Source organism: Bradyrhizobium sp. 157 (assembly GCF_023073815.1).
In the GTDB taxonomy this organism is placed as follows: domain Bacteria; phylum Pseudomonadota; class Alphaproteobacteria; order Rhizobiales; family Xanthobacteraceae; genus Bradyrhizobium.
Genome location: NZ_JADPKF010000073.1, coordinates 16,883 through 32,469, shown reverse-complemented (window position 1 = coordinate 32,469; position 15,587 = coordinate 16,883). Strand labels below are relative to the sequence as shown.

Below are 15,587 nucleotides of genomic sequence, written 5' to 3'. Positions count from 1 at the left end.
ACTGGGCCGAAAAGGAATGACCGGCAAAAGCCCGAAAAACGAGCAAATTCCGGCAATGACTGGCCAAATAGGCCGAAGATCGCCGGAAAATCGCCTCTCCTGATGAGATCAGACGTCCAGCAACTCGTCGCTGGCGAATTCCGCCTTGTCTGAGATGAAGGCGAATCTGGCCTCGGCCTTGGTTCCCATCAGCCGCTCGACAGAATCGGCCGTGCCTTCGCGGTCGTCGGCCAGAAGCACCACGCGGAGCAGCGAACGCTTGGCTGGGTCCATGGTGGTTTCCTTGAGCTGCGCGGGCATCATCTCGCCGAGGCCTTTGAAGCGGTTCACCTCGACCTTGGCGTTGGCGTTGAATTCGCTCTTCAACAATGCGTCTTTGTGTGCATCGTCGCGTGCATAGACCGACTTGCTGCCATGGGTGAGCTTGTAGAGCGGCGGCACCGCCAGATAGAGATGGCCCTCGTCGATCAGCCGCGGAGTCTGCCGGTAGAAGAACGTGATCAGCAATGACGCGATATGGGCGCCGTCGACGTCGGCGTCGGTCATGATGATGATGCGCGAATAGCGCAGATCCTCTTCGCGGTAATGCGCGCCGGTGCCGCAACCGATCGCCTGCATGAGATCGGCGAGCTGAGCGTTCTGGGTCAGCTTGTCCTTGCCGGCAGAAGCGACGTTGAGGATTTTTCCGCGCAGGGGAAGCACGGCCTGGGTCTTGCGGTCGCGCGCCTGTTTCGCGCTGCCACCGGCCGAGTCGCCCTCGACGATGAAGAGTTCGGAGCCTTCGGTCGCCGTGTTGGTGCAATCGGCGAGCTTGCCGGGAAGCCGCAGCTTCTTCACCGCGGTCTTGCGCGAGGTTTCCTTCTCGGCGCGGCGGCGCAGCCGCTCGTCGGCGCGCTCGATGACGAAATCGAGGAGCTTGTTGGCCTGCAGCGGATTGCCCGACAGCCAGTGGTCGAACGGGTCCTTGATCGCCTGCTCGACGATCTTCTGCGCTTCCGCCGTGGCGAGACGGTCCTTGGTCTGGCCCTGGAATTCTGGCTCGCGCACGAACACCGACAGCATCACGGCAGCGCCGACCATGACGTCTTCCGATGTGACGGGCGCGGCGCGTTTGCCCTGGCCGATGCGCTCGGCGTGGTCCTTCAGGCCACGCAGCAACGCGCTGCGCATGCCGGATTCATGGGTACCGCCGTCCGGCGTCGGCACGGTGTTGCAGTAGGAGGAGAGAAAGCCGTCGGCATCCGCCGTCCACGCCACCGCCCACTCGCAGGCGCCATGGGCGCCGTTGCGCCCCGACTTGCCGGAGAAGATATCCGGGTGCACCAGCGTATCGGCGTGAATGGCAGCGGCGAGATAGTCCTTCAGGCCGCCCGGGAAGTGGAAACTGTCCTCGGCCGGTACGTCCTCGATGCCCTTCAACAGCGAGGGATCGCAGCGCCAGCGAATCTCGACGCCACCGAACAGGTACGCTTTCGAGCGCGTCATCTTGAACAGGCGCTGCGGCTTGAAGGCCGCCTTGGCGCCGAAGATGTCGGTGTCCGGCTTGAAGCGGATCCGGGTGCCGCGGCGGTTGTTGATCTTGCCGAGGTCTTCGAGCTTGCCTTTGGGGTGCCCGCGCTCAAAGCTCATCCGGTAGAGCTTTTGGCTGCGCGCGACTTCGACCTCGAGCCGCGAGGAGAGGGCGTTGACCACGGAGACGCCGACGCCGTGCAGGCCGCCCGAGGTCTCGTAGACCTTGGAGTCGAATTTGCCGCCCGAGTGCAGCGTGCACATGATGACTTCAAGCGCGGATTTCTTCGGAAACTTTGGATGCGGATCGACCGGGATGCCGCGGCCATTATCGGTGACGGTCAGAAAGCCGTCGGCGCTCAGTTCCACCTCGATGAACGAGGCGTGCCCTGCGAGCGCCTCGTCCATGGCGTTGTCGATGACTTCCGCGAACAGATGGTGCAGCGCCTTTTCGTCGGTGCCGCCGATATACATGCCGGGGCGGCGGCGCACCGGTTCCAAGCCTTCCAGCACCTCGATGTCGGCCGCGGTATAGCCAGCCTCGGCGCTGGTTCCACGCGAGGCGGCCTTGGGTGCCGCGCGACCCTTCGGTTCCGCCCCAAAGAGGTCGCTGGCGGGCTTCGATTTTGTAACTGATTTCAATGATTTGGACATGGCTCTTTAGATGTTGCGCGCAGCGCGCGGCAGCGAATCGGTTGCTGTGACTATGCCACGGATGGGCTCAAAAGGTGACCGCCGAGGCGGGTCCGGTGCACCTGCAAGGGAAGCGGCAGCCAATAAGGGGATTGCGTCCGATTAACAATAACCAAGCCGATCGAGGTGAGCGGACTTGCGTTCATCCTTGGTTGCGTGAAGGTCGCGGCGGCAGGGGGGGACAAATCCGATGATCAGGTTGCTGTTGGCCGTCGCACTCGCGGCGCCGTGTGTTTGCGCGTCGCTGACGGGCCCACGCAGGCCACCGCCGCCACAGAGCTGATCGCATCGCTCAGGTCCTTGGCTCAGATCCTTGGCTCAGGTCTCTTGCCCATACGGTGTGGGTTCACGCGCCGGCCCCGGCTTTGTGACTTGATGTCGCGGAAGCGGCTGGCTTACCTGTTCTTCCCAGCGGAACCGGTAGAAGGTTCAAAGACAGGAATCGGGGCGGAAAGGGCTCGGAATGGATGATTATGTGCGTGCTCTGGCTGATTTCGTGCGCGACAATCAGGTCTGGGCCGCCCCGATCGTCCTGGTGCTGGCATTCGGCGAATCGCTGGCTTTCGTCTCGCTGGTGGTTCCGGCCTGGGGCGCGCTGGTCGCGATCGGCGCGCTGATCGGCGTCAGCGGCATCAGCTTCTGGCCGGTCTGGCTCGCCGGCGGCCTCGGCGCGGCGCTCGGCGACTGGGTCTCTTACTGGATCGGCTTCAAATACAAGGAGCACGTCGCCGAGATGTGGCCGCTGTCGCGCTATCCCGGAATCCTGCTGCGCGGCGAAGACTTCGTTAAGAAATGGGGGGTGCCTTCGATCTTCATCGGCCGGTTCTTCGGCCCGCTGCGGGCCTCGGTGCCGCTCGCCGCCGGCATCTTCGAGATGTCCTACTGGCCGTTCCAGATCGCCAATTTCGTCTCGGCGCTGGTCTGGTCGGCCGTTCTGCTACTGGTCGGCGACGTCATGGGCAAACTCGCCGAATGGCTGTGGCGGGTGGCGTAGGACACACTGGAATAAGCTGATGTCGGGGGTGTTAGCCCCAACAATGTGCTCGGCATACCGGAGCCATCTTCACGTTGCCGTCGTTTCGGTGTCTTCCCGTTAACGTAAGGGCGCTAGTAGAACCAGCGGCAACCAAAGCTAACGGCACGCCAAGCGGAAGAATTCCCTCCATCGCATTCGATTCCCTCCATCGCATCCATCGTCTCACTGGGAGAGATCACTATGGAACTGACACGTCGTCACGCACTCACCGGAGCGGCCGCGCTCGCCGCCATGCCGCTGTTGCCGCAGGCGCCCGCCGAGGCGGCTGCCCCTGTGGCGGACAAGCAGGCGCCGAGCTTCTATCGCTACAAGGTGGGCGATGCCCAGGTGACGGCGATTTCGGATGGCGTCAACAATTTCGCGCTGCCTGCCACGTTCGTGCTCAACGCCAAGAAGGACGAAGTCAACGCGGCGCTCGAAAAGGCCTTCATGCCGAAGGACAAGATGTCGATCCAGTTCGCGCCGCTGGTCATCAATACCGGCGGCAAGCTCGTGGTGGTCGATACCGGCAACGGCGCCGCGGCCTTTGCATCGAGCAAGGGCAATGTCGGCCAGTTCGGCGCCAACATGGTCGCCGCCGGCTTCGACCCCAAGGCGGTCGACATCGTCGTGATCTCGCACTTCCACGGTGATCACATCAACGGTCTGTTGACCGCCGAGAACACGCCTGCCTTTCCCAATGCCGAGGTGCTCGTGCCGGCGGCGGAGTGGAAGTACTTTATGGACGACGGCGAGATGAGCCGGGCGCCCGAGGGGCGGATGCAGACCGTATTCAAGAACGCCCGCCGTGTGCTGGAGGCGGGGCTCAAAGAGAAGGTGACGCCCTATGAGTGGGGCAAGGAAGTAGCGCCTGGACTGACGGCGGTGGAAACCATCGGCCACACGCCGGGCCACACCTCCTACGTTCTCGCGTCCGGCTCCGACAAGGTGTTCATCCAGTCCGACGTCACCAACCTGCCGGCGCTGTTCGTCACCAACCCGGGCTGGCACCTGATGTTCGACCAGGATCCGGCCCTGGCAGAAAAGACCCGGCGCCGGGTCTACGACATGCTGGTCGCCGACAAGATGCGGGTCCAGGGCTTCCATTATCCGTTCCCGGCCAACGGTTTTGTCGAAAAGGACGGCAATGGCTATCGGCTGATTCCGGCGCCGTGGAATCCGGTGATTTGACACGAAGTGTCATTCCGGGGCGATGCGCAGCATCGAACCGAATCTGGAGGTTGTGGCGCGAGATTCTCCGATGTGCGGGTGCACATCGTAGTTCGCCCGCTTCGCGTCCGCCCCGGAATGACTGGAATAACTTGACGCCAGCTGGGCGCGGCCTTATAGCCGCGCCCATGACTATCGCTTCGATCATCTCCATCGCTCGCCGCCGCCGCGCCATCATCGCGGTATGGGCGGACGTCTGCGTTTAGGATTGTCGCCTCTGCCGCCGGATCGGGTCCCGCGGCTTCTCCCTTTTCCAGAAAACGCGGTCTGAACTGGCGGCTCCTACGTCAAGCAGGAGTTTGAGATGTATACGCCACCACCGTTCAAGTCCGACCGCGCCGCGAGCCTCGCGTTCGCGGAAGCGCGCGGCTTTGGCCTTGCCTGCGCGTGGGATGGCAACAAGCCCACCGCCTCGTCGCTGCCGTTCTATCTGACCTCAGCCAATGACGGCACGCCACGCGCGGCGTTTCACGTTGCGCGGCAAAATCCGCTGGTGAAGCTCGCCGACGGCGCGACCTCGTGGCTATTGGCCGTCAATGGCACCGATACCTATGTGTCGCCGGACTGGTACGTCTCGCCGGATCAGGTGCCGACCTGGCTCTATCAGGCGGTGCATCTGACCGGCGCGGTGCGGGTGATGTCGGACGATGAGCTCGCCGCTCAGATCGAGACGCTGAGCGCGAAGTTCGAGGAGCGGCTGTTGCCGAAGAAGCCGTGGCTGTCGTCGAAGATGACGGCAGGGCGGCTGGCGGCGATGAAGAAGGCGATCGTGGGACTCGAGATGACGATCGAAGAGGTGGAGGGCAGCTTTAAGCTGAACCAGCACAAGTCCGAGACCGACTATACAGCGGTCGCCGGATCGCTTGCCTCGCAGGCCGACGCCGGCGCCAAGCAGATTGCGAATTTGATGAGAGAGGCGCGGCCGCAGGCCTTTACCAACGAAACGAACCAGCTCGAAAGGACCGTGCCATGACCCTCACCGACAGCCATCAGACCGAGACCGTCGGGGCCTCGATCAAACCCGCCGTGTTCGTTGACGGCGCATCCGGAACGACGGGGCTCGGCATTCAGGAACGCCTTCGGCTGCAGGACGACATCGTCGTAAAAAGCATCGCCGAGGAGGAGCGCAAGGATGCCGGCGCCAAGCGCGCGCTGATGGAGGAGGTCGATCTCGTCATCCTCTGCCTACCTGACGACGCCGCGAAGGAGACCGTAGCCTTGATCGACGGCATGGGAGCCCCGGCTCCTAAGGTGCTCGACGCGTCGACAGCGTTTCGAGTCGCCAGCGACTGGACGTACGGCTTTCCCGAACTCACGCCTCGTCAGGCCGACAAGATCCGGACCGCGCGTAAGGTTTCGAATCCCGGCTGCTATCCGACCGGCGGCATTGCGCTGTTGCGGCCGCTCGTCGATGCCGGCCTGCTGCCGTCAGACTATCCCGTCACCATCAACGCGGTCAGCGGCTATTCGGGTGGCGGCAAGTCCATGATTGCGAGTTTTGAGGATGGCAGCGCGCCGTCCTTCGAATTGTATGGCCTCGGCTTCGAGCACAAGCATCTGCCGGAGACGCAGCTCTACTCCAAACTGACGCGGCGGCCGATCTTCGTGCCGTCGGTCGGCAACTATCGGCAGGGCATGCTGGTATCGATGCCGCTGCATCTCGACACGTTGCCTGGTAAACCCAGCGGAGCCGACCTGCACGCCGCACTGGCCAAGCGCTATGCCGGCAGCACCTATGTCTCGGTGATGCCGCTCGAGAACGCGGCGACCAAGGGCGGGCGGCTCGAGCCCGAGGCGCTCAACGAGACCAACAAGCTGGAGCTTTACGTCTTCGCCAACGAAAAGCATCGTCAGGCGGTGCTGGTCGCGCGGCTCGACAATCTGGGCAAGGGTGCCTCCGGCGCAGCCGTGCAGAACATGCGGCTGATGCTGGGCCTTGCCGAGAAGTAGCTGATCGGGCGTTGCCGCGCGGCGAGCCGGTGGACGAAGCGACGCTGCTATTCTACTGCCACAAGACGCCTGAAGAAAGGAACGCGTGATGAGCTCGAAAAAGAAGATCGGCATTCTCGGCGCCTCCGGTTACACCGGAGCCGACGCGGTGCGCCTGTTGGCGCGGCATCCGAATGCCGAGATCACCGCGCTCACCGCCAACACCCACGCTGGCAAGTCGATGGGTGACGTGTTCCCGCATTTCTTCATGCTGGACCTACCGAAGCTCATTGAATGGGAGAAGGTTGACTGGACCACGCTCGACGCGGTGTTCTGCGGGCTGCCGCACGGCACCACGCAGGAGATCATTGCCGCGGTTCTCAGGGCCAACCCCGGGATCAAGGTGCTCGACATGTCCGCCGATTTCCGGCTGCGCGACAAGCACACCTATGCGCAATGGTACGGCCATGAGCACCGGGCGCTCGAACTGCAGGGCGAAGCCGTCTACGGCCTCACCGAATTCTACCGGGAGAAGATCACGTCTGCCCGGCTGGTCGCCTGTCCCGGCTGTTATCCGACCGCGGCGCTGCTCGCGCTGGCGCCGCTCGCCAAGGCAAAACTGATCGACGTCGACGACATCGTCATCGATGCCAAATCGGGCGTCACCGGCGCCGGGCGCGGCTTGAAGCAGAACACGCTGTTCAGCGAGGCGGGCGAGGGGCTGTCGCCCTATTCGGTCGGCACCCACCGGCACGCGCCCGAGATCGAGCAGGAGATCGGCGTCGCCGCCGGCTCAGCGGTAACGGTGAACTTCACGCCGCATCTGATCCCGATGGCGCGCGGAGAACTCTGCACGTCCTATGTCAGGCTGAACCGTGGCGCGACGCCGGACGATCTGCGGGCCGCGCTGGAGAAGGCGTACGCCAATGAGCCTTTTGTGCATGTCGTCAAGAAGGGCGTGCTGCCGCAGACCCAGAACGTGCGCGGCTCCAACTATGTGCAGATCGGCGTCGTTGCGGACCGCATCAAAAACCGGGCGATCGTGATTTCCACGCTCGATAATCTGGTGAAGGGCTCGGCCGGGCAGGCGATCCAGAACATGAACTTGATGTTCGGATTGCCCGAGACGGCCGGGCTGGAGCAGATCGCGCTATTTCCGTGAGGTGCTGCAGTGGACGAAGCGACGCTGCAATTCTACCGCGATAATGCCGAGGCCTATGCCAAGCGTACGTTCACCTCGCGCCAGGCGCGGCTGACGGCGTTTCTGGCGCAGCTTCCGCCGGGCGCTTCCATTCTCGAACTCGGCTGCGGCGCCGGCGGCGACACCGCGGAAATGCTGGCGCGTGGGTTCGATGTCCGACCCACCGACGGATCGTCGGAAATGGCGACCATCGCCTCAAAGCATCTCGGCCGCACCGTCGAGACGCTGCTGTTTCATGAGCTCGATGAGGTGGAGGCGTATGACGGCGTCTGGGCCAATGCCTGCCTGCTTCATGTGCCCAGGCCAGAGCTTGCGGAGATTCTTGCACGGATCCGGCGCGCGCTGAAACCGGGTGGTGTGTTCTATGCCAGTTACAAAGAAGGCGAGGCCAGCGGGCGCGACACGCTTGATCGCTATTACAACTATCCCTCGCAGGATTGGCTGCGTGCCACCTATGCCGAAGCGGGGAACTGGAGCTCGCTGTTGATGGAGCGCGGCGAAGTCAAAGGCTTCGACGACAAGATGGCGTCGATGCTTTTCGTCGTGGCTCAAAAAACGGCTGACTGTGAGCTGCCTGACATCGAATTCCCCCGCTAATCAAGCGGGGAATTCGTGGAACCTGTGGCGGCCGAGCTACAGAATCGGGGACAAGAAACCAGTAAAGATACGGTTCGAGTACCGGCAGCACGTCTGTCGGGAAAGGGCTGGGGCCGCCGGATTGGAAAATGCCGTACATGAAAATGAAAAAGTACTTGCTGGCCACCGCTCTCGCTGGTCTGGGATCAGCTCCGACGATCGCTGCAGACCTGGCCGCGCGGACTTACACCAAAGCCCCGGCGCTGGCAGCCGTCTACGACTGGACCGGCTTCTATATCGGCGTCAACGCGGGTGGAGGGGTCGGGCGCGACCGGACGCAGCATCAGCCGCTTCCGGGGCAAGACTATTCGCTTTACCTGCAGCCTGAAGGCGCGCTCGGTGGCGGGCAGATAGGATACAACTGGCAGACCAATTCCATACTCGGGCCGATCGTCTTCGGTGTTGAAGCGGATATCCAGGGAGCCGGCCTCAGCGACGACCGCACCAATCTGAATTTCGGGGGTCTGCTCGTTACGAACTATAGCCAGAGGCTCGATTGGTTCGGAACTGTTCGCGGGCGTGTCGGCCTGGCCAAGGGACCGGTGCTGAGCTACGTCACGGCCGGCTTTGCCTATGGCGACGTCAACACGACGATAACTCAGTCGGTACCGGGTCCAGCTGCGGCGACGTTTTCAACCGATCGCCTCCAGGGTGGATGGACCGTGGGCAGCGGTGTCGAGGCTGCGCTGGGCGGCAACTGGACCGGAAAGATCGAACATCTCTACCTGAATCTCGGCAACAGGACGGATTTCGCCGCGCCGCTGTTCGCCCCAAGCAATGTCAGTACCGAGATCCGCCAACATATTTTCCGCGCCGGCTTGAACTACCGGATTGGCGGCAACTCGAATTATCAGCCGGTGGCCGCGGCCAATTGGAGCGGTTTCTATCTCGGCGGCAATTTCGGCTCCGGATACGGCCGTGACCGGAGCTCACTGAACGTGCCGCTTGGCCCGTTCGTGGACACCTTCAACCTGGCCCCCGACGGTTTCGTTGGCGGCGTGCAGGCGGGTTACAACTGGCAGGCGGCCAATGGGGTATTCGGCGTTGAGGCCGATATCCAGGGATCGGGCCTGCAAGACGACAAGACGTGCGTGTTGACCTGCAGCGCAGGCTTGTTCGCGGCTTACGATGCCAAGCTACCGTGGTTCGGCACCGTTCGCGGTCGCCTTGGCTATTCGGTCGGACCGACACTGTTCTATGCGACGGGCGGTTACGCCTATGGAAACGTTAAGACCCGCGTCACGACGGATTCGTTCGTCGGCGTGGTGTCGAACACGTTCGAGACGACAAGGAGCGGCTGGACCGCGGGGGCCGGCATCGAAACCCCGTTCACCCTGCTTGGATTGCTCGGCCCTAACTGGACCACCAAGACCGAATATCTCTATGTCGATCTCGGCTCCACCTCAGACAATTTCATTATCGGCGCGACTCCGGCAACGACCACCCGTTCGGTGACCGAGCACATCTTCCGCACCGGCATAAACTACCACTTCAATTCGCCGGTCGTCGCGAAGTACTGAGCGCGATTTCAGAGATGCCAATGAAAAACCCCGGAGCCGAGCTCCGGGGTTGTTGCTTGGGGTCTCGTGTGTGGAAGGGCCTCAAACCACCCTGAAGATCGCCAGCGCCAGCACGGCTTGCGCGAGGAAGCCGACGGTGAAGGCCAGCGTGCGGAATACCGGCAGGCCCAGCGTGTAGACGATAAGATGCGCGACACGCGACCAGAAATAGACGGCGCAGGCGAGCACGGTCCATCTGTCGGAATAATCGATCGCGTGCAGGATCAAGACTAGCGGTGCGAAGATCACGAGGTTCTCGACCGCGTTGTCATGTGCGAACATCAGCCGATTGGCCCAATCCGCGTGCGGCTTGTCGTTGCGCGAGGGGTTGGCCATGGCGCCGGAGAGGCCGCGCACCTGACAGCGGTTGATGATGTAGGGGATCCACATCAGCCCGGTCAAAATCACGGTCAGAGTCAGCCAGAACAATTCACGCGTGATTGGTTGCGTCATTGGTTTCCCCTCAATCGATTTCGATTCCCGGCACGGGATATCAGGTTATACCCAACCGCCCGCGGCTGCGCTATGCGCGGACCTTGACGTAACTGCCGGGCGCGTCCTCGATCGGCGGCATCTCCTCGGAACCGACGGCGCGTGCGCGCACGCGCTCGGGGTCGATGCCCTCCAGCCATTGCAGCCAGTCGGGCCACCACGATCCCTTGTGCTCGGCGGCGTTCTTCAGCCAGTCGGCGAGCGTGACATCCTTGATGTTGTCGTTGGTCCAGTACTGGTATTTGCCCGCCGCCGGCGGGTTGACCACGCCGGCGATATGGCCGGAGCCGGACAGCACATATCTGACCGGGCCGCCGAAGAACTGCGAACCGTAGAGCACCGAGTCCGCCGGCGCGATGTGGTCCTCGCGCGTCGCCAGATTGTAGATGGGCACCTTGACCTTCGACAGGTCGAGCAGCGTGTTATCGAGCACCATGCTGCCGGAGGACAGCCGGTTCTCCAGATAGCAGTTGCGCAGGTAATAGGAATGGTTGGCCGCCGGCATCCGCGTGGCGTCGGAATTCCAGTGCAGGAGGTCGAAGGAGGCGGGCTGCTGTCCCTTCAGGTAGTTGCTGACGACATACGACCAGATCAGGTCGTTGGAACGCAGCATGTTGAAGGCCATCGCCATCTTGCTGCCTTCGAGAACGCCCCGTTCTTCCATCTCGCGCTCGAGCGTCGAGATCTGGTCTTCGTCGACGAACACGAGCAGATCGCCGGCATGGGTGAAGTCGACCTGCGCCGCAAACAATGTAGCGGAGGTGACGCGCTGGCGCCGCTTCTCGGCGAGCCAGGCCAGCGTCGAGGCGAGCAGGGTGCCCCCGACGCAGTAGCCGGCGGTGTGGACCTTCATCTCGCCCGTGACCTTCTCGATGACATCCATCGCGGCGAGCGGGCCTTCCTTCATGTAGTCGTCGAAGGTCTTCTTGCCGAGCTCCTTATCCGGATTGACCCAGGAGATCACGAAAACCGTGATGCCCTGATCGACGCACCATTTGATGTAGGATTTTTCCGGCTTGAGGTCGAGAATGTAGAACTTGTTGATCCAGGGCGGCACGATCAGGAGCGGCGTGCGCAACACCGTCTCCGTGGTCGGCGTGTACTGGATGAGCTGCATCAGCTCGTTCTGGTAAATCACCTTGCCAGGCGTCGTCGCCATGTTGACGCCGACTTCGAGATTCGACGGATCGGACTGCCGGATGCGCAGCATGCCGCGCCCGGCCTCGATGTCCTCAGCCAGCATCTTCATGCCGCGAACGAGGTTGTCGCCGTTGGAGGCCAGCGTCTCGCGCAGCACTTCCGGATTGGTAAGCACGAAGTTCGACGGCGAGATCGCGTTGGTGATCTGCTGAACGTAGAACTCGGCCTTCTTGCGCGTGTGCGGATCGACACCTTCGGCGTTCTTCACCAGCTCTTGCGCCCATTGCGCGGTGAGCAGATAGAGCTGCAGCACAAAATCGAAGAACAGATTCGATTTCCACTCCGGATCCTTGAAGCGCTTGTCGCGCGGCGACGGCTCGATCGCAGGCTTGGCCTGTTCGCCGGCCATGCGGCGCATCGCAGAGCCCCAGAGCTCGAGATACGCTTTACCCATCCTGATCTGCAGAGCTTCGGCGCGCTCCTTGTCCGTCAGCCAGTATTCCGCCACCTTGGTGAAAGTCTTGACGACCTCGCCGAGCTCGCTCGGCGGCTTGTCCTGCACTTCGCCCGTCTCGCGCGGTTTGAGGTAGGCCGCGAGCGCCTGGCCACTCGTCTCCATCGCCTTCGCAATATTCATGGCAAAGGCTTCGGCGTTGAATGTTTTCGGAGCCTGGGTTTCGGTGCTGACGTCACTCATATCAGGGACACTATAGGTTCGTTTCGGGTTCGTCACCGCGCCCATTTGCCGTCAATGGGCTTGGCGTTAACCTGCTGCACTGCGATAAACTTCTCGTGTTGCGACACATTGAGGCCGCACCTGTCGCATTTGCTCTTTGGGCTTTAATCGTTTCGGGCAACAATGGTTTGAACGGCTCTAGCGAAATCAACGCCGCGGGACGATTTGGCGTTGCAAGGCTCGTACCAGCGCATAGATGCCGTCGGGGTACGCGTGCGCTGCATCAGGTAGTTGGGGATTTCCGGGACGGATGCCGGTGGATCGAACGATAAGGCTGCGGTCGGTTGCCACGCTGCTTGCGTCGGCGCTTGCGCTCGGCGGCTGCTCGACCCAGATCGCGGACATGCCGGGCCTCGGCCTGCCGGCTGATGCGCCAGAGCGTCCGAAGGAAGCGGGCGGCTATCTACCGGTTCACGACCTGCCGCCGGACCGCAACGAGGAGGCGATGAAGCCGGCCGAGCTGGCTAAAATCCAGGCAGAATTGACCGCCGCTCGTGACCGTCAGGCGACCGCCGCTACCCCGCCAAAACCGGCCAAGAAGTGAGATAGCCTTTTTTTGGACGCGTTTTCTACCGCAGATAAGTCTACGCAATCTGCGCAAACTTGATTGCTATGCGAACCGGTCACCACCCCGGATCAAGTCCGGGGCAGGCTTTCGCCTGAAAACGCCATAAAAACTGGCGCTGCCGGGCTCCCGTGGTAAAAGAACCCAATTCAACCGCATTGCGGGTCCAGAGCCTAGAGACCTCGCGCCTGAATTCGCTCCAAATCCTTGATTGGGCGCGATTTTTGGACGAAGCCGATCGGGTTTCGTAGCGCGCGCAGGTTCCGTTCGATTCTGTCCTGCCGGTTGTCGGAGCAAGGGTCCCATGGAAGATTTTTATCGCATTCGCCGCCTGCCGCCTTACGTGTTCGAGAAGGTCAACCAGGCCAAGGCGGCCGCGCGCAATGCCGGGGCCGACATTATCGACATGGGCATGGGCAATCCGGACCTGCCGACGCCGCCCCATGTGCTTGAAAAGCTGAAAGAGACGCTGGGCAAGCCGCGGACCGATCGCTACTCGGCCTCGCGCGGCATCAACGGCCTTCGCAAGGCGCAAGCCGCCTATTACGGACGGCGGTTCGGCGTAAAACTCAATCCGGATACCCAGGTCGTTGCGACGCTGGGTTCGAAGGAAGGCTTTGCCAATGTGGCGCAGGCGATTACCGCGCCCGGCGACGTCGTGCTGTGCCCAAATCCGAGCTACCCGATTCACGCCTTCGGCTTTCTGATGGCGGGCGGCGTGATCCGCTCGGTGCCCTCGGAACCGACGCCGCAATTTTTCGAGGCGGTGGAGCGCGCCATCATTCATTCGATCCCGAAGCCGATCGCGCTGATCGTCTGTTATCCCTCCAATCCGACCGCCTATGTCGCCGAGCTCGATTTCTACAAGGATCTGGTGGCGTTCGCGAAGAAGCACGAGATCTTCATCCTGTCGGATCTGGCCTATGCCGAAGTCTATTTCGACGACAACAATCCGCCGCCCTCGGTGCTGCAGGTTCCCGGCGCAATTGACGTCACCGTCGAATTCACCTCAATGTCGAAGACGTTCTCGATGGCGGGTTGGCGCATGGGCTTTGCGGTCGGCAATGAGCGGATCATTGCCGCGCTGGCGCGGGTGAAATCCTATCTCGACTACGGCGCGTTCACGCCCATTCAAGTCGCGGCCACCGCCGCGCTGAACGGGCCGGACGATTGCATCAAGGAAATGCGCGACACCTACCGCAGGCGCCGCGACGCGCTGGTCGAATCGTTCGGCCGGGCAGGGTGGGAGATTCCGCCGCCGCAGGCATCGATGTTCGCCTGGGCGCCGCTGCCCAAAGCATTTGAAGGCGTCGGCAGCATGCAGTTCGCGACCCTGATGGTCGAGAAGTCGGGCGTGGTGGTTTCGCCCGGTGTTGCCTTCGGCGAGCATGGCGAAGGCTATGTCCGCATCGCCATGGTGGAAAACGAGCAGCGGATCCGCCAAGCCGCGCGCGGGGTGCGCCGCTTCCTTGAAAGCGGCATTGAAACGTTGCACAACGTGGTTCCTCTCGCCAACCGGCGCTAATTCCTTTTATTGCAGGTTCTCTCATTCATGGTCGCACCCCTGAGAGTGGGTATCGCGGGGCTCGGCACTGTTGGTGCCGAGGTCGTCCGCCTCATCGAAGAGCAGTCGCGGATGCTCGCCGAGCGCAGCGGGCGCGGTGTGCGCGTCGTTGCCGTCACCGCGCGCTCGAAGGCGAAGAAGCGTTCGCTCGATCTGCGCGGCATCGACTGGGCGAAAAGCCCGCTTGATCTGGCCAGCCACCCCAACGTCGATTGCTTCGTCGAACTGATGGGCGGCTCCGGCGAGCCGGCGCTGTCGGCGATCGAGGCTGCGCTAAAGACTGGCAAGTCGGTGGTAACTGCCAACAAGGCGCTGATCGCCAAGCACGGCGTGCGGCTGGCGAAGGTGGCCGAGAAGCACGGCGGCGCGTTGAACTACGAGGCGGCGGTCGGCGCCGCCATTCCGGTGATTAAGACCTTGCGCGAAGGGCTTGCGGGCACCGGTGTCAACCGCGTCTACGGCATCCTCAACGGCACCTGCAATTACATCCTGAGCCGGATGGAGCATGAGGGATTGTCATTTGCCGAATGCCTGAAAGACGCGCAGCGGCTCGGGTATGCCGAAGCCAATCCGTCCTTCGACGTCGATGGCCATGACACGGCGCAGAAGCTCGCGATTCTGGCGAGTCTTGCCTTCGGTACCAAGGTGGCGCAGAGCGCGGTGTATGTCGAAGGGATCTCCTCGATTGCGCCGGAAGATTTGCGTGCGGCCGAAGAACTCGGCTATCGCGTCAAGCTGCTCGGCGTGGCGGTGCGCACCGCCAAGGGCATCGAGCAGCGCGTGCATCCGACCATGGTGCCGAAATCGTCCTCGATCGCGCAGGTGATGGGCGTCACCAACGCCGTGACCATCGACGGCGAAGGCATCCCGCCGATCACGCTGGTGGGGCCGGGCGCCGGAGGTGCAGCGACCGCGTCCGCCGTTGTCGCCGACATCGCCGATGTGGCGCGCGGCATTCGCGCCAAGCCGTTCGGGCGTCCCGTCGATCGGCTGCGCGACACCACCAAGGCGCCGATGGAACGGCACGAGGGCGGCTACTACATCCGCTTGATGGCGCGCGATCTCGCCGGCACCGCCGCCACCATCGCTACGCGCCTTGCCCAGCAGAAGATCTCGCTGGAGTCGATCGTGCAGCGCCATCCCGAGGGTGTCGACTTGAATGGCGCCACGAAGAAGGCGTCACCAGTTCCGGTCATTCTGATTACCTACGCAACTTCAGAGGATGCGGTGTATCGTGCGCTGGAGGCGGTGCAGCGCGATAAAGTGATCAGCGGCCGGCCGCAGGTGATACGGATCGAGAAAAACTAGCGCGCGATTT

The 15,587-nt window shown here is 62.6% G+C and carries 13 protein-coding genes; 10 read left to right on the top strand and 3 right to left on the bottom strand.

Going from position 1 to position 15,587, the window contains the following annotated elements; all coding sequences use genetic code 11:
• Nucleotides 1–108: 108 nt before the first annotated feature.
• A complete protein-coding gene (gene parE / locus IVA95_RS15935; RefSeq protein ID WP_247511321.1) occupies nucleotides 109–2,163 on the bottom strand; it encodes a DNA topoisomerase IV subunit B in 2,055 nt (684 codons plus the stop codon).
• Nucleotides 2,164–2,665: 502 nt separating this feature from the next.
• Here parE and IVA95_RS15930 point away from each other — a divergent pair.
• The 7 genes from IVA95_RS15930 to IVA95_RS15900 all read left to right on the top strand — a co-directional run bounded on the left by IVA95_RS15930 (nucleotide 2,666) and on the right by IVA95_RS15900 (nucleotide 9,733).
• Nucleotides 2,666–3,196, top strand: coding sequence for a DedA family protein (locus IVA95_RS15930; protein WP_213247350.1), 531 nt, complete (start codon nucleotides 2,666–2,668; stop codon nucleotides 3,194–3,196).
• Between the two features lie 222 nt (nucleotides 3,197–3,418).
• Nucleotides 3,419–4,408, top strand: a complete 990-nt coding sequence (locus IVA95_RS15925) for an MBL fold metallo-hydrolase (protein WP_247511320.1) — start codon at nucleotides 3,419–3,421, stop codon at nucleotides 4,406–4,408.
• Nucleotides 4,409–4,751: 343 nt separating this feature from the next.
• Entirely contained in the window at nucleotides 4,752–5,420 is a 669-nt protein-coding gene (locus tag IVA95_RS15920; protein ID WP_247511319.1) for an FMN-binding negative transcriptional regulator, read from the top strand.
• Entirely contained in the window at nucleotides 5,417–6,397 is a 981-nt protein-coding gene (gene argC / locus IVA95_RS15915; protein WP_247511318.1) for an N-acetyl-gamma-glutamyl-phosphate reductase, read from the top strand. The genes IVA95_RS15920 and argC (IVA95_RS15915) overlap by 4 nt, the downstream gene beginning before the upstream one ends.
• 88 nt (nucleotides 6,398–6,485) lie before the next feature.
• Nucleotides 6,486–7,538: an N-acetyl-gamma-glutamyl-phosphate reductase gene (argC, locus tag IVA95_RS15910; protein WP_247511317.1), complete on the top strand. Its 1,053-nt coding sequence runs from the start codon at nucleotides 6,486–6,488 to the stop codon at nucleotides 7,536–7,538.
• Nucleotides 7,539–7,547: 9 nt separating this feature from the next.
• Nucleotides 7,548–8,174, top strand: coding sequence for a class I SAM-dependent methyltransferase (locus tag IVA95_RS15905; RefSeq protein WP_247511315.1), 627 nt, complete (start codon nucleotides 7,548–7,550; stop codon nucleotides 8,172–8,174).
• Between the two features lie 143 nt (nucleotides 8,175–8,317).
• Nucleotides 8,318–9,733, top strand: a complete 1,416-nt coding sequence (locus tag IVA95_RS15900; RefSeq protein WP_247511722.1) for an outer membrane beta-barrel protein — start codon at nucleotides 8,318–8,320, stop codon at nucleotides 9,731–9,733.
• Nucleotides 9,734–9,814: 81 nt separating this feature from the next.
• Here the strand turns inward: IVA95_RS15900 and IVA95_RS15895 are convergent, their stop codons facing one another.
• Both IVA95_RS15895 and phaC read right to left on the bottom strand, forming a co-directional pair.
• Entirely contained in the window at nucleotides 9,815–10,213 is a 399-nt protein-coding gene (locus IVA95_RS15895; RefSeq protein WP_213247761.1) for an MAPEG family protein, read from the bottom strand.
• Between the two features lie 82 nt (nucleotides 10,214–10,295).
• The gene (gene phaC, locus IVA95_RS15890; RefSeq protein WP_247511314.1) at nucleotides 10,296–12,101 is read right to left on the bottom strand and encodes a class I poly(R)-hydroxyalkanoic acid synthase; all 1,806 of its coding nucleotides are present in this window, start codon (nucleotides 12,099–12,101) and stop codon (nucleotides 10,296–10,298) included.
• 289 nt (nucleotides 12,102–12,390) lie between these two features.
• On the opposite strand from phaC, the gene IVA95_RS15885 reads away from it, so the two are divergent.
• From IVA95_RS15885 to IVA95_RS15875, 3 genes are all read left to right on the top strand, one after another.
• A complete protein-coding gene (locus tag IVA95_RS15885) occupies nucleotides 12,391–12,684 on the top strand; it encodes a hypothetical protein (protein WP_247511312.1) in 294 nt (97 codons plus the stop codon).
• A gap of 325 nt (nucleotides 12,685–13,009) precedes the next feature.
• Nucleotides 13,010–14,230, top strand: a complete 1,221-nt coding sequence (locus IVA95_RS15880; protein WP_247511311.1) for an LL-diaminopimelate aminotransferase — start codon at nucleotides 13,010–13,012, stop codon at nucleotides 14,228–14,230.
• A 27-nt stretch (nucleotides 14,231–14,257) separates the two neighbouring features.
• Complete coding sequence (locus IVA95_RS15875; RefSeq protein ID WP_247511310.1) at nucleotides 14,258–15,577, top strand: homoserine dehydrogenase; 1,320 nt, start codon at nucleotides 14,258–14,260, stop codon at nucleotides 15,575–15,577.
• Nucleotides 15,578–15,587 lie beyond the last annotated feature (10 nt).